Origin of the sequence: Jannaschia seosinensis, assembly GCF_001408515.1 — a bacterium.
GTDB classification, from domain to species: domain Bacteria; phylum Pseudomonadota; class Alphaproteobacteria; order Rhodobacterales; family Rhodobacteraceae; genus Jannaschia; species Jannaschia seosinensis.
This window is the reverse complement of the sequence record NZ_CYPR01000045.1, coordinates 1-13,608: the sequence shown is the minus strand read 5'-3', so window position 1 is coordinate 13,608 and position 13,608 is coordinate 1. Positions and strand designations below refer to the sequence as shown.

General features: G+C 68.2%; 15 protein-coding genes and 1 pseudogene. 11 read left to right on the top strand and 5 right to left on the bottom strand.

The features are described from left to right. Positions 1–6: 6 nt before the first annotated feature. Complete coding sequence (locus tag JSE7799_RS03975) at positions 7–1,206, bottom strand: penicillin-binding protein activator (protein ID WP_083480237.1); 1,200 nt, start codon at positions 1,204–1,206, stop codon at positions 7–9. Positions 1,207–1,315: 109 nt separating this feature from the next. Here JSE7799_RS03975 and rsmI point away from each other — a divergent pair, with 109 nt between their 5' ends. The 3 genes from rsmI (at position 1,316) to gshB (ending at position 3,579) form a co-directional block, all read left to right on the top strand. Further along, positions 1,316–2,170, top strand: a complete 855-nt coding sequence (rsmI, locus tag JSE7799_RS03970; RefSeq protein WP_055662450.1) for a 16S rRNA (cytidine(1402)-2'-O)-methyltransferase — start codon at positions 1,316–1,318, stop codon at positions 2,168–2,170. After that, positions 2,167–2,520: a YraN family protein gene (locus JSE7799_RS03965; RefSeq protein WP_055662449.1), complete on the top strand. Its 354-nt coding sequence runs from the start codon at positions 2,167–2,169 to the stop codon at positions 2,518–2,520. The genes rsmI and JSE7799_RS03965 overlap by 4 nt, the downstream gene beginning before the upstream one ends. 105 nt (positions 2,521–2,625) lie before the next feature. After that, positions 2,626–3,579, top strand: a complete 954-nt coding sequence (gene gshB / locus JSE7799_RS03960; protein WP_055662448.1) for a glutathione synthase — start codon at positions 2,626–2,628, stop codon at positions 3,577–3,579. A gap of 36 nt (positions 3,580–3,615) precedes the next feature. Here the strand turns inward: gshB and JSE7799_RS03955 are convergent, their stop codons facing one another. The 3 genes from JSE7799_RS03955 to cobU form a co-directional block, all read right to left on the bottom strand. Continuing rightward, positions 3,616–5,136 carry a YifB family Mg chelatase-like AAA ATPase gene (locus JSE7799_RS03955; RefSeq protein WP_055662447.1) on the bottom strand — a complete coding sequence of 507 codons (1,521 nt, stop codon included), beginning with the start codon at positions 5,134–5,136 and terminating at the stop codon, positions 3,616–3,618. A gap of 189 nt (positions 5,137–5,325) precedes the next feature. Next, positions 5,326–5,889, bottom strand: a complete 564-nt coding sequence (locus JSE7799_RS03950; protein WP_055662446.1) for a histidine phosphatase family protein — start codon at positions 5,887–5,889, stop codon at positions 5,326–5,328. After that, complete coding sequence (gene cobU / locus JSE7799_RS03945) at positions 5,886–6,398, bottom strand: bifunctional adenosylcobinamide kinase/adenosylcobinamide-phosphate guanylyltransferase (RefSeq protein WP_055662445.1); 513 nt, start codon at positions 6,396–6,398, stop codon at positions 5,886–5,888. The genes JSE7799_RS03950 and cobU overlap by 4 nt, the downstream gene beginning before the upstream one ends. A gap of 102 nt (positions 6,399–6,500) precedes the next feature. On the opposite strand from cobU, the gene JSE7799_RS03940 reads away from it, so the two are divergent. The 8 genes from JSE7799_RS03940 to JSE7799_RS03905 all read left to right on the top strand — a co-directional run bounded on the left by JSE7799_RS03940 (position 6,501) and on the right by JSE7799_RS03905 (position 13,138). Continuing rightward, the gene (locus JSE7799_RS03940) at positions 6,501–7,379 is read left to right on the top strand and encodes an RNA polymerase factor sigma-32 (RefSeq protein WP_055662444.1); all 879 of its coding nucleotides are present in this window, start codon (positions 6,501–6,503) and stop codon (positions 7,377–7,379) included. Then, a complete protein-coding gene (locus JSE7799_RS03935; protein WP_055662443.1) occupies positions 7,376–8,095 on the top strand; it encodes a ChaN family lipoprotein in 720 nt (239 codons plus the stop codon). Before JSE7799_RS03940 ends, JSE7799_RS03935 begins: the two co-directional genes overlap by 4 nt. Before the next feature lie 41 nt (positions 8,096–8,136). Then, positions 8,137–9,342: a bifunctional phosphopantothenoylcysteine decarboxylase/phosphopantothenate--cysteine ligase CoaBC gene (gene coaBC, locus JSE7799_RS03930; protein ID WP_055662442.1), complete on the top strand. Its 1,206-nt coding sequence runs from the start codon at positions 8,137–8,139 to the stop codon at positions 9,340–9,342. Further along, the gene (gene dut / locus JSE7799_RS03925) at positions 9,339–9,818 is read left to right on the top strand and encodes a dUTP diphosphatase (RefSeq protein WP_055662441.1); all 480 of its coding nucleotides are present in this window, start codon (positions 9,339–9,341) and stop codon (positions 9,816–9,818) included. The genes coaBC and dut overlap by 4 nt, the downstream gene beginning before the upstream one ends. Next, complete coding sequence (locus JSE7799_RS03920; RefSeq protein ID WP_055662440.1) at positions 9,815–10,879, top strand: HesA/MoeB/ThiF family protein; 1,065 nt, start codon at positions 9,815–9,817, stop codon at positions 10,877–10,879. Before dut ends, JSE7799_RS03920 begins: the two co-directional genes overlap by 4 nt. Before the next feature lie 21 nt (positions 10,880–10,900). Continuing rightward, positions 10,901–11,443: an HD domain-containing protein gene (locus tag JSE7799_RS03915; RefSeq protein WP_055662439.1), complete on the top strand. Its 543-nt coding sequence runs from the start codon at positions 10,901–10,903 to the stop codon at positions 11,441–11,443. 59 nt (positions 11,444–11,502) lie between these two features. Continuing rightward, positions 11,503–12,294 (top strand): substrate-binding periplasmic protein, encoded by a 792-nt coding sequence (locus tag JSE7799_RS03910; RefSeq protein WP_055662438.1) that lies wholly within the window; start codon positions 11,503–11,505, stop codon positions 12,292–12,294. Between the two features lie 64 nt (positions 12,295–12,358). Then, entirely contained in the window at positions 12,359–13,138 is a 780-nt protein-coding gene (locus JSE7799_RS03905; protein WP_144431546.1) for an amino acid ABC transporter permease, read from the top strand. A gap of 225 nt (positions 13,139–13,363) precedes the next feature. Here JSE7799_RS03905 and JSE7799_RS21245 read toward each other — a convergent pair. Beyond that, positions 13,364–13,608: pseudogene (locus JSE7799_RS21245) on the bottom strand (hypothetical protein); the annotation flags it as partial.

Sequence of the window (13,608 nt, the reverse complement as noted above, 5' to 3'; positions counted from 1 at the left end):
CCCGTTCTACGAGCCGCGGCCGAAGTTGTTCGGGGCAGGGCTGACCACCTGTATCTGTCCGTTGGAAACCTGCGCGATCGCGAGCGCGCGATCGATCGTACCGTCGCCCCGAAGGCGGAACACGCCGCCCGTGCCGGCGAAGCCTCTGTTCGACGTCAGGGTGCCACGTCCCACGGTCCTGCCGCTTCCCGCGATCGCACCGATGGCCGCGATCCCGTCATAGCCGAGATTCGCCACCGGATGCGGAGCCGCGCCATAGCGGGCGGCATAGCGGTTGCGGAACTGCGTCGCCGGACCCGGATCGGGCAGGGCGAAGTAGCCGCCCTGCAGTCCCGGCTGCTGCAGCGTCTCGGGCGGAATGTCCCAGCGGGTGAGGCCGAGGAACCGGAAATCGTCGCCGCGGATGCCGGCTTCGGTCAGAAGCTGGGCGATGACCGGTAGATCCCCGGTCGGCGTGCCGGTCAGGAAGATCGCGTTGGAATCCGTTTCCTCTGCGCGGGCGGCGATGCCGGGCACGGCGGCGGAAATGCCGGCCTGACTGAATTCGTAGGCGATGCTGTCGGTGATCTGCGCCCGGGTGCCCCGCGCGGCGTCGACGATGGCGTCGCGCGCGATCTGGCCCCCCTCATCGGATGCATGCGTCACCAGAACACGGTTGCGTCCCTGCGCCGCCGCAAAGCCGAGAACCCTGCGGGCCGTGTTCTCGAAGGTGTTCCCCAGAACCCAGACATTGCCGCCGGCGACGTCGGTGTTGTTGGAAAAGCTCAGAACAGGCACGCCGGAGCCGGCCGCGGCCACGCCAGCGGCGGCGGCATTGTCGGCATAGAGCGGCCCGAGGATCACTTGCGCACCGGCCTGCAGGGCCTGTGTGGCGGCTGCGCTTGCCCCGGCGGGCGTGCCTTGGGTGGGGTAAACCGTCAGCTGGACCACACCTTCGCCCAGATCGGCGACCGCGAGGCGCGCGGCGTTCTCGAGGCTGCGCGCGACGGTCGCGTCGGTCGCGCGCGCCGAGCCGAGCGGCACGAGAAGCGCCACCTGCGTCGGCCCCTCGGACTCCACGCCCCCGCCGCCGCCACCCGCTGGCAACGCCGCATCGCATGCAGCAAGCGCCGCCGAGGCCACGCCGACCAGAGCGGCCTTGCGCGCAAGACGCGTGAATGAGACGACACGCGCACGGATCCGGCCGCGCAGGCTGCGAGATGACATGGTCGAACACTCCCCGGGATTGCGGCCGCGACCAGCCGCGCACGTTTCGCTGGAACGCTATAGGGCCGATCGGGCGGAGTAAACGGATAGTGGAGGCGGGAGACGGCGAATGGCGGAGAATGGCGGCATCGAGGCGGGCCTGCATCTGGTCGCCGTTCCCATAGGCGCCGCGCGCGACATCACGTTGCGCGCGCTCGACCTGATCGCGGGGGCGGATGTTCTGGCGGCCGAGGATACCCGTGCCCTGCGCCGTTTGATGGAGATACACGGGGTGTCGCTGGGCGACCGGCCGCTTCTTGCCTATCACGACCACAATGGCGCGGCGGTTCGGCCCCGTCTGCTGGCCGCGCTGCGCGAAGGCCGGTCCGTGGCCTACATGTCCGAGGCGGGAACGCCCCTTATTGCCGATCCGGGCTTTCAGCTGGGCGTCGAGGCGCGCGCGGAGGGGATCGCCGTCCGCGCCGCGCCGGGAGCGAGTGCCGTTCTGGCCGCTCTCTGCGTGGCCGGCCTGCCGACCGACAGGTTTCTGTTCTGCGGGTTCCTGCCTGTGAAATCAGCCGCGCGGCGGGCCGCTTTGCGCGAGGTCTCGGAGGTTCCGGCAACGCTCGTCCTTTACGAATCTCCCAAGCGGACGGCGGCGACCTTGCGCGATGCCACCGAGGTCATGGGCGACCGCGAGGCGGCTTTGTGCCGGGAGCTGACGAAGCGGTTCGAAGAGGTGCGGCGCGGCACGCTGGCGGCGCTCGCCGAGGGGTGCGAGGCCGATCCGCCGCGTGGCGAAGTCGTCCTGGTGATCGACCGCGCCGCCCCGCGGGAGGCCGACGAGGAGACGCTCCGGGCGGCGCTGGAGACCGCACTCGCGGCCGGGTCGCTCAAATCCGCCGTAAAAGACGTTTCCGAAACGTTCAGTGTGTCGCGTAACCTCGTCTACGACTTGGCGCTGAAGATGAAGGACGGTGGATGAGCGGCACGGTTTCCTACCATTCCGGCTTCGCGGCCGAGGAATGTGTCGTGCGGCATTACACGCTTGCCGGTCACGCGGTTCTCGCTCGCCGCTGGCGCGGCAAGGGCGGAGAGATCGACGTGATCGCGCAGGATGGCGAGAACACGGTTTTTATCGAGGTCAAGAAAAGCGACACCCACGCCGCCGCCGCAGCGCGGATTTCCGACCGTCAAATCCGCCGGATTTTCGACTGCGCCAGCGAATACATGGAGACCTTGCCCGGCGGACTTCTCAGCCCGGTGCGGTTCGACGTGGCGCTCGTCGATGCGACGGGCCGGGTCGAGGTGATCGAGAACGCATTTCACGCCTGACCTCGGACCGCTGACCTTGTCGCCGATCAGATTCGCGCGGGTGCATTGCTCCCTACGTCCGCTTGCGGCAAACAAGCGGGAAACGCGCCGCGCGAGGAGAGTTCCATGACAGCCATTCGTCCCCTCAAGGTCGGCTTCCAGATGGACCCGGTCGGCGCCATCGATATCGACGCCGATTCGTCCTTCCGCCTCGCGCTCGAGGCGCAGGCACGCGGCCATTCCCTGACCTACTGGACCCCCGACAAACTTGCATTCGTCGAGGGACGCGTGGTTGCGCGGGCGCGGGATCTGGAGGTGCGCCGCGAACGGGGCAATCATGCCAGTCTGGGGGAGGCGCGGGTGATCGACCTCGCCGATCTCGATGTCATCTGGCTGCGCCAGGATCCGCCCTTCGACATGAGCTACATCACGAACACCCACATTCTGGAACGGGTCCACCCGGATACGCTGGTCGTGAACGATCCGGCTTGGGTGCGTGGATGGCCCGAGAAGCTGATGGTTCTCGACTTCCCCGATCTCATCCCGCCGACGGCAATCGCGCGGGATCTGGGGACGCTGCGCGAATTCCGCGCCCGGCACGGCGACGTCGTGCTCAAGCCGCTTTTCGGCAATGGCGGTGCGGGCGTGTTCCGGTTGACACCCGAGGACCCCAATCTCGCCTCCCTGCATGAGATGTTCTCGGGCATCAATCGCGAGCCGCTCATCATGCAGAAGTTCCTGCCCGCCGTGACGAAGGGCGACAAGCGCGTGATTCTCGTCGACGGAGAGGCGGTCGGGGCGATCAACCGCGTTCCCGCCAAGGGCGAAACCCGGTCGAACATGCATGTCGGAGGCAGGCCAGAAAAGGCGGTTCTGACGGAGCGCGACAAGGAGATCTGCGCGGCCATCGGTTCACGTCTGCGAGAGGCGGGGCAAATCTTCGTCGGCATCGACGTGATCGGCGACTGGCTGACCGAGATCAACGTCACCTCGCCGACCGGCCTGCAGGAGATGGAACGCTTCGACGGCATCAATGCGTCCGCGCTGATCTGGGAGGCGATCGAGCGCCGGGTCGGCTGAGAAGGTACGTGAACGGCCGTCACAGCGACGACGCGGTCAATCCGATCGGGCCGCGGTGGTCACGATCCGCATCCCGACCGCTTCGGCGATATGATGGCGCCGCACCATGTCCGAGCCCGCCAGATCCGCAATCGTCCGTGAGACCTTCAGAAGCCTGTTATAGCCGCGCGCCGTGAGCCGCAGGTGGTCGGTGGCGCGCTTCAGGATGTCTTCGCCATCGGCATCCGTGGCGGTCACCTCCCGCAGCAATTCCCCTGAGACATCCGCGTTCACCGTCACCTCCGGATGTGCCTCGTATCGCCTTGCCTGCCGCTCCCGTGCCGCGAGGACGCGCGCGGCGACGACATCCGATGTCTCGCCCTCGGGCAGGCGGCGCAGGTCGGCCACGTCCACGGCGGGCACGTCGAGGCGCAGGTCGAAGCGGTCCATCAGCGGGCCGGAGACCTTGCCCAGGTAATCCTCTCCGCAACGCGGCGCGCGCGAGCAGGCCTGCGCCGCGTCGAACAGCATCCCGCAGCGGCACGGATTGGCCGCCGCCACGAGCAGGAACCGGCAAGGGTAGCGGACATGGGCGTTGGCGCGCGCAATCGTGACCTCGCCCGTCTCGATGGGTTGCCGCAGCGTTTCCAGCACGCCGCGCGGGAATTCCGGGAACTCGTCCATGAACAACACGCCGTTATGGGCGAGGCTGATCTGCCCGGGCCGTGCACGCTTGCCCCCGCCTGCAATGGCCGCGACCGAAGCCGTGTGATGCGGTTCCTGAAAGGGCCGGCGATGAAGGATGCCGCCTTCGTCAAGCGTGCCGGCAAGGGAATGGATCATCGACGTCTGCAACGCCTCCATCGCCGTCAGGGGCGGCAGGATCGACGGCAGGCGTGCGGCCAGCATCGACTTGCCCGCACCGGGCGGGCCGAGAAGAAACAGGTGGTGGCGACCCGCCGCGGCAATCTCCAGCGCGCGCTTGGCCTTCTCCTGTCCGCGCACCTCGCTGAGGCACAGGCCCTTCTCCGTCGCGGCGATCCGGCCGGCGCGCGCTTCGGTCAGGGGGGCGCTCCCCGTCAGGTGGTCCATGATCGCGCGCAGGGACGGCGCGCCATAAACTTCTGCCGCGCCGACCCAAGCGGCTTCGGGCCCGCAGGATTCGGGGCAGAACAGGGCGAATTCCAGTTCGGCCGCCTTCATCGCCGCCGGCAAGGCGCCCGAGACGGGGACGAGCGTGCCGTCGAGCGACATTTCCCCAAGGCTGAGCGTGCGCGCGACCGGCTCAAGCGGCACAATTTCCAGCGCCGCCAGGAGCGACAGCGCGATCGGCAGATCAAAATGCGCACCCTCCTTGGGAATGTCGGCGGGCGACAGGTTCACGGTGACCTTCTTGGAAGGCAGGGCGATGCCCAGTTCCGACAAGGCGGTGCGGATGCGGTCCTTGGCCTCGGAAACCGCCTTGTCGGGCAGGCCGACCACGGAGAAACCGGGGAGACCGGGGGAGACGGCGCATTGCACCTCGACTGCGCGCGCCTCCAGCCCCTCGAATGCCACCGTGGTGGTGCGTGCCAGCATCTGCGCTCCCCGTATCGCAGGAATTGGTTACCGGGCGACTCTTTCCGGAAGGTTAATTCCCAAAGGTCCGCGAGAAGTGCTGTCGGCAAAAGGCACGGGTTTGCTCCCGTGCGAAAAGTCCGGCGATACAGGCTCGCGTGGCAGGGGGCGACCTGCTCTCCCCCCGAAGGCGCGCCTCTCCGGCGCCCTTCAGGGGTGGCAGTTGGCGAAGATCGGCACCGGCGCGGCCCCGGGTCTCAGGTCGATGCGGGTCAGGCCGAGCGGGTCAATTCGCTGCGCCAGCGCGCGAAACGGCGGCAGGCCCGTCGCACGCGCCCATTGCGTCAGGATCACACCCATATGGGCCACCACGATCAGGTCGCCGCGGTCCCGCGCAAGCCCGTCCAGCACGGCCTCGACCCGTGCGGCGACGCCGTTCCACGATTCACCGTTCGGCGCGCATCTGTCGCCGGGATCGTCGAAATAGGCGCGCAGGTCGGGGCTGTCGATCTCGGCGAAGGTGCGACCGTCCCAATCCCCGTAATCGAATTCCCGCAGGGCGCGCTCCGGCGGCAGGACAAGGCGGCCGCCCCGGATCGCGGCGGCGGTGTCGACCGCACGACGCAGATCGCTCGACACGATCGGGGCATGGGGCAGCGCCTCCGAAAGGCGCGAAAGCCGCGCGAGATCGGACAGGTCGGCGGCCAGGTCGGTGCGCCCCACCATGCATTTCGCGTGCGTCGGTCCGTGCCGGATCAGCCAGAGCCGCGTCACTTGAGCACCTGCGCCAGCCCCGCCGTCACCAGCACGACCCGGTCCGCAACCTCGGCCAGCCTCTGGTTGAGCGCACCCTGATCGCGCTGGAACGCCCGAGCCATGGCGTTGTCCGGCGTCACGCCGCCGCCGACGTCGTTGGACACGACTACGAAGCGGGCCGGGGCGGCGCGCATTGCGGCGATCCAGGCCTCGGCCGGCTCCCGCCAGCCGCGCTCCTCCATCATGAGGTTCGTGAGCCACATTGTCGCACAATCGATCAGGACCGTCCCCTCATCCGCCGCGGCCGCGACGCGCGCAAGGTCCAGCGGTTCCTCCACCAGCGTCCAATCCGCCCCCCGCCGCGCCGCATGCGCAGCCACTTTCCCCTGCATTTCCGTATCCCATACCCGCGCCGTTGCGACATAGTGCAATGCGCCGCCCGAACGGGCCGCCTCCCGCTCGGCCCACAGGGACTTCCCGGAGGCGGCGTGGCCGAGGGCGAGGGTGATCACGGGAATGTCAGACACGTCTGGGAACTTTTTGTCATTCGTAGGCCTTGTCGTCGCGTAATCGCATTTGAGAGCCGGTCAACCGGTCATGTGCGTTTCGTCCGATTTGGGAGACAAGAGATGGCCTTTGACTTCAGCAGCGACACGTCCCTGTCCAGGCGGGCCATGAAGGCCGAGCTTCTGGATGCGGAGACGGAACTCAAGCTCGCTTATGCCTGGCGCGATGATCGCTGCGAAGAGAGCCTGCACCGGCTCATCACGGCCTACATGCGTCTCGCGATCTCGATGGCCGCCAAGTTCCGCCGCTACGGCGCCCCGATGAACGATCTCATCCAGGAAGCCGGGCTGGGTCTGATGAAGGCCGCCGAAAAGTTCGATCCCGATCGTGGCGTGCGGTTTTCGACCTACGCGGTCTGGTGGATCAAGGCCTCGATCCAGGATTACGTCATGCGGAACTGGTCGATGGTCCGCACCGGCTCGACCAGCAGCCAGAAGTCACTGTTCTTCAACCTGCGTCGCGTTCAGGCCCGGCTGGAGCGCGAAGCCGCCGCCGAGGGCATCACCCTCGACCGGCAGGCCATGCGCGAGAAGATCGCGGCCGAGGTCGGCGTGCCCCTGCGCGATGTGGAGATGATGGAGGGCCGGCTCGGCGGGTCCGACTTCAGCCTCAACGCCACCCAATCCGCAGACGAGGACGGACGCGAATGGATCGACGCGCTCGAAGACGAGAGCGAGCAGGCCGACGCGACCGTGGAGTTCAAGCACGACACGGCGATGCTGCGCGAATGGCTGCTCAACGCGCTTTCCGCCCTCAACGAGCGGGAGCGGTTCATCGTCCGCGAGCGCAAGCTGCGCGAAGACCCGCGCACGCTGGAGAGCCTCGGCAACGAATTGTCCCTCTCCAAGGAGCGGGTGCGTCAGCTCGAGGCCGCGGCTTTCAACAAGATGCGCAAGGCCTTGGAAAAGGAAAGCCGCGAGGTGATGGGCTTCCTCGGTTGATCCTTCGGGCTCTTGCAATCTTTGCGACGATCGGGCCGGCGGCAGCGCAAAATCTGCCGCCGGCCGACGTTTACGTGATCGGCGAGATCCACGGCAATCCAGCGCATCACGCCACGCAGGCCCGCCTCGTGGCGCATATCGCCCCCCGCGCCCTCGTCTTCGAACAGCTATCCGGCGCACAGGCCGACCGCATCAGTCCCGACGCGCGGCGGAATGCGGCGACGCTCGGCCCGCTTCTCGACTGGGACGAGAGCGGCTGGCCGGACATCGCGCTCTATGCCCCGATCATGGCGGCCGCCGATGCCCCGATCCTCGGCGCCGCCGGTGAGGCGGGCGATCTGTCGGCTTACGACCTCGACACGGCCCTGCCGGCGGCAGAGCAACAGGAGCGCGAGGCGCTGCAGGCGGCGGCCCATTGCGACGCGCTGCCCACCGACCTTCTGCCGGACTTCGTTGCCCGCCAGCGTGCCATCGACGCCCAATTCGCGGCCCGTACGCTCGACGCGCTGGATCGATACGGGGCGCCCGTCGTCCTGATCACGGGCAACGGCCATGCCCGCACGGATTGGGGCGTTCCCGCCGCCATTGCGCGGGTGCGGCCCGACCTGCGGGTCGTGGCGATCGTTCAGGGCGAGGGCGAACCGACCGTGCCGGGCGACATCGTGCTACAGGCCGACGCCCCCCCGCGCGACGATCCCTGCGCGGCCTTTCGCTAGGCGGAACGCTCGCCTAGACAGATGGGCGAAGGGGATGCGCGATGCTCGAAGCCAAGAGAATCCTGCTCATCGTTGGCGGCGGCATCGCGGCCTTCCGTGCGCTTGAGCTGATCCGTCGCCTGCGGGAGCGGGGGGCCTCGGTCACGCCGGTCCTGACATCTGCGGCGGAGCAATTCGTCACGCCGCTCTCGGTCTCGGCGCTGGCGGCGGCAAAGGTCTACCGCGATCTGTTCGACCTGACCGACGAAGCGGAAATGGGTCATATCGAGCTCAGCCGGGCGGCCGACCTCGTGGTGGTCTGCCCCGCGACGGCGAACCTGATGGGCCGCATGGCGGCGGGGCTGGCCGACGACTTGGCGACGACACTGCTGATGGCCACGGACAAGCGGGTGATGCTGGTTCCCGCGATGAACGTGCGGATGTGGCAACATCCTGCGACACAGCGCAACCTTGCGACGCTGCGGGACGACGGCATCCTGACGGTCGGCCCCGTCGAAGGCGCCATGGCCTGCGGCGAGTTCGGGCCCGGTCGCATGGCCGACGTGCCCGACGTGGTCGCCGCGATCGAGGGAGTCTTCGCCACGGGGCCGCTTTCCGGCCGCCATATCCTCGTCACATCCGGCCCCACGCATGAAGCGATCGACCCGGTGCGCTACATCGCCAACCGCTCCTCCGGCGCGCAGGGGACGGCGATCGCGGCTGCCCTGCGCGATCTGGGCGCGCGCGTGACATTCGTGACGGGCCCGGCCGAAGTGCCGCCGCCGCCGGGCGTCGATGTGGTGCGCGTGATCAGTGCGGCGCAGATGGCCGCCGCCGTCGATGACGCTTTTCCCGCCGATGCCGCCGTGATGGCCGCGGCGGTGGCCGACTGGCGCGTCGAAAACGCCAGCGGGTCGAAGATGAAGAAGGACGGCACCGGCGCCGCTCCACAGATCGCCTTTGCCGAAAACCGCGACATCCTGGCGACAATTTCCCGCGCCGCAAACCGCCCCGCGCTCGTCGTAGGCTTCGCCGCCGAAACCGACGACGTCGTGGCCAATGCCACGGCCAAGCGCCAGCGCAAGGGCTGTGACTGGATCGTGGCCAACGACGTCTCGCCCGGCACCGGCATCATGGGCGGAACCGAGAACGCCGTGACCCTCATCACCGAAACCGGCGCGGAGCCTTGGCCGCGCCTGTCCAAGGCCGAAACCGCGCGCCGGCTGGCCGACCGTATCGCCGCACATCTGACGGAGACGATGGCATGAGCGTCACGATCGAGGTGACGCGTGCGGAGGGCGCCGACCCGGACCTGCCGCTTCCGGCCTACGAGACGCCGGGCGCGGCCGGTGCCGACCTGCGGGCCGATACCGGGGGCGAGGTGGTGACATTGCGACCGGGCTGCCGGGCGCTGATCGCCACGGGGCTGCATATCGCCGTGCCGAGCGGCTACGAGATGCAGATCCGCCCCCGCTCGGGCCTCGCGCTGAAGCACGGCGTGACTCTCGCCAATGCTCCCGGCACGATCGACAGCGATTATCGCGGCCCGCTCGGCGTAATCCTCGTCAATCTCGGTGACGCGCCCTTCGATGTGACGCATGGGATGCGGATCGCGCAGGCCGTCGTGGCCCCCGTGGTGCAGGCCTCGTTCGCGCCGGTCGCGACGCTCGCCGGGACGGCGCGCGGCACGGGCGGATTCGGCTCCACCGGAACCGGGGCGGTAACGCCCGAGGATGGTGCATGATCCTCGTTGTTATCCTCGGCGCGGCGATCTGGGGGTTGGGCGCGTGGATGAAGGTACCGGCGCAGGCGCGCCTCCTGATGCTCGCGCTCCTCTACGTCGCCATTCTGTTCATTCAGTTCGCGTTGCCCGAGGGACATCCCTTGCGCGAAGAACTGGGCGGCGGGCCGGGGCAATGGCTGGTGCTCGGCGGGCTGGTCCTGGCGTTCCTTGTCTACCGCGCCGGTCTCGGACGGGTGCGCGACCGGGCGCGCGAGGTCGAGGCGGCGCGCGATGAGACGGAACTCGCCCAGGCGCCCGCGCGGCAGGGGGCGTTCAGCGATGTCGAACTCGAACGCTACGCCCGTCACATCGTCCTGCGCGAGGTCGGCGGCCCGGGACAGAGGCGCCTGAAGGAGGCCTGCATCCTTGTGGTCGGGGCGGGCGGGCTCGGCTCGCCGGTCCTGCTCTACCTCGGGGCGGCCGGTCTGGGCACGATCGGGATCATCGACGACGACATTGTCAGCCTGTCGAACCTCCAGCGTCAGGTGATCCATACCGATGCGCGCAGCGGACAGCCCAAGGTGTTCTCCGCCGAGGCCGGTCTGCGCGCGATCAACCCCCATGTGACGGTGCGGCCCTACAACCGCCGCCTGACGGCGGACATCGCGCCGGACCTCTTCGCCGATTACGACCTGATCCTCGATGGCTCGGACAGCTTCGCCACCCGTCAGATTGTCAACGAAGCGGCGGTCGCCGCGGGCAAACCGGTCGTCGCCGGGGCCATCACGCAATGGGAAGGGCAGGTGACGATCTACGATCCCGCCGGCGGCGCGCCGTGCCTTGCCTGCCTGTTCCCCGAGGCGCCCGCGCCGGGCCTTGCGCCATCCTGCGCCGAGGCGGGGGTAATGGGCGCGCTGCCGGGGGTGATCGGCTCGATCATGGCGATGGAGACGATCAAGGAAGTCACCGGCGCGGGCACGACCCTGCGCGGCGCGATGCTGCTGTGGGACGGGCTCGACGCCGAGGCCCGGCGTGTCACCGTGCGCCGCCGGGCCGATTGCTCGGTCTGCGGCGATATCTGAACTGACGCGGGAGGCGGGACCATGACGGCGGCGAAAATCTTGCAGGCGGCCCGCTTCGCGGCGCGCGCGCATCACGGCCAACTCCGGAAGGGGAAGGCCGACATTCCCTATATCGACCACGTTCTCGACGTCGCCGCACGGCTGGCCGAGGTGCATCCCGATGACGAGACGCTGATCCTCGGCGGAGTGCTGCACGACGTCGTCGAGGATAGCGACACCACGCGCGCGGACATCGCCGCGGCCTTCGGCGAGGAGGTCGCGGCCCTGGTGATGGAAGTCACCGACGACGAATCCCTGCCGGAGGCCGCGCGCAGACGGGCGCAGGAGGCGCATGTGCGCCATGCCTCCGACCGGGCGAAACGCCTGAAGATGGCCGACAAGGCGTCGAACCTCACGGCGGTGGCCCGCACGCCGCCCGACTGGACGCCCGAGCGGATGAGCGAATATGTCGACTGGGCCTGCCGCGTGATCGATCCGATCCGCGGCCTCGACGCGTATCTGGAGGACCGCTTCGACAAAGCCGTGGCCGAGGCACGCGCCGCGGTCGCGCGCCTGCCCGGCTGACCTTGCGTCCGCCGATGGGGGATGCATCATCGCCCGGTCCAATTCGGGAGATACCGACGATGAAATCCCTCGCTATCCTCGCGACAACGCTCCTCGCGGCGCCGGCTCTGGCCGACGCGCATCTGCCCGATCTGGGCGGCAGGACCGTCGTCATCGCCACCGAGGATGCCTATCCTCCGCTCCAGTTCAAGGACCCCGCGACCGGCGCGGCGATCGGCTGGGAATACGACGCGCTGGCCGAGATCGCGGACCGCATCAACATCACCCCGGAATACGAGAAGATCTCGTGGGACGGCATGATCGCCGCCGTGGGGCAGGGCGAGTTCGACATGGGCATGACCGGCATCACCATTCGCGACGACCGGCGCGCGGCGGTGGATTTCTCGCAGCCCTACATGACCTCGCAGATGATGATGGTCGTGCGCGGCGACGAAAGCCGCTTCGACGATGCCGCCGGTTTCGCCGCCGATCCCGATCTGCTCGCCGCCGCGCAGCCGGGGACGACGCCGTTCTACGTCACGGTCTACGAGGTGCTCGACGGCAACGAGGCCAACCCCCGGATCCGCCTGTTCGAGACGTTCGGCGCGGGCCTGCAGGCCTTGCGGGCCGGCGACGTGGATCTCGCACTGTCGGACTCGACCGCCGCCAGCGGCTATGTCCGGGCATCCGACGGGGCGCTGAAGGTGGTGGGTGAGCCGCTGGGAACCGAACAGTTCGGGTTTATCTTCCCCAAGGGCGCCGATCCCGAACTCGTGGACGCGATCAACGCCGCGATCGCGGATATGGAGGCCGACGGAACGTTGGAAGCGCTGAACACCGAGTGGTTCCTCGAATACGAGCTTGGACAGTAAGCTCGCCGGCCCGGCCCGTCGCCTGGCCCGCAATGCGCGGGTGCCGCGGTTGGGGATGGGACCCATGCGCGCGCGCGAGGGGGACTTCCCCTGGTGGCTGGTCGCCGCGGCCGCCCTGATCGGGGGGGCCTATATCGCTGTCATGCTCGACGACGGGGCACGGCAGGTCCTTCTGACGCTGCGGCGCGGGGTCTGGGTCACGATTCTGGTGACGGTCGTGGCCTTCGTCGCGGCCTCGGCGGTCGGGCTCGGGCTGGCGCTGATGTCCTTGTCGAACAGCGTCATCCTGCGTCAGGTGTCACGGTTCTACGTGGAGATCGTGCGCGGCATCCCGATCCTGGTCCTGCTGCTCTACGTGGCCTTCGTGCTGGCCCCGGTGCTGGTCGCCGGCTGGAACCGGACAGGCCTGCCGCAGATCGGCATGCGGGATTTTCCCCTGTTGTGGCGTGCTGTCACGGCCTTGGTGATCGCCTATTCCGCCTTCATCGCGGAAGTCTTCCGGGCGGGTCTGCAATCGGTCGATCGGGGCCAGATCGAGGCGGCGCAGGCACTGGGCCTGAAGCGCTGGCACCGGTTTCGCCACGTGGTGATGCCGCAGGCGATCCGCACGATCCTGCCGCCCCTGGGCAATGATTTCATCGCTCTGGTGAAGGATTCGTCGCTCGTCTCCGTCGTGGGCGTGCTCGATATCGCGCAGCTCGGGAAGGTCACCGCGGCGGGTAACTTCCGGTATTTCGAGACCTACAACATCGTCGCGCTCCTCTATCTGACGATGACGATCCTGCTGTCGCTGGGGCTGCGGCGGCTGGAGCGGCGGATGGGGGTCTTTCACAAAAGGGGCTAGGCTTGACTTTGTACATTATGCGGCGAAGCAAAGTGCTTCGGCCATGCGCACGAGGCGGTCGGGCGGGATTTCTTGCGGTTCCCGGTCCGGCGGAGAGTGTTGGAAAACCTCTCCTACCCAGAGGGCCAGACGCACCGAACCGATGGCGTCGGTGAAGGTGAGATTGGTCTTGCGATACCATGCTGCGGCATAGGGCGTGCTGGTCGTGCTCAGCAGGTCGCAGGCCTACAGCGAGATGAGGCTGTAGAGACCGAGCAAGGCAGGTGTTGTTCGCGCGATTGCCTTGTCGGACCACTGCCTTTGGGTTTCGACGCCGAGATGCGCGCGGGTTTCTGCAAAGGTGACCTCGACCTCCCAACGGCGGACGAAGGGTGCGATGATGTCGGCTGGCTCGCGGGCGGTGTCGGTGCTGAAGAAGGCCTGCGGGGCCCGCTTGCCTTCAGGGTCTCTGACAAGCACCCAGCGGATTG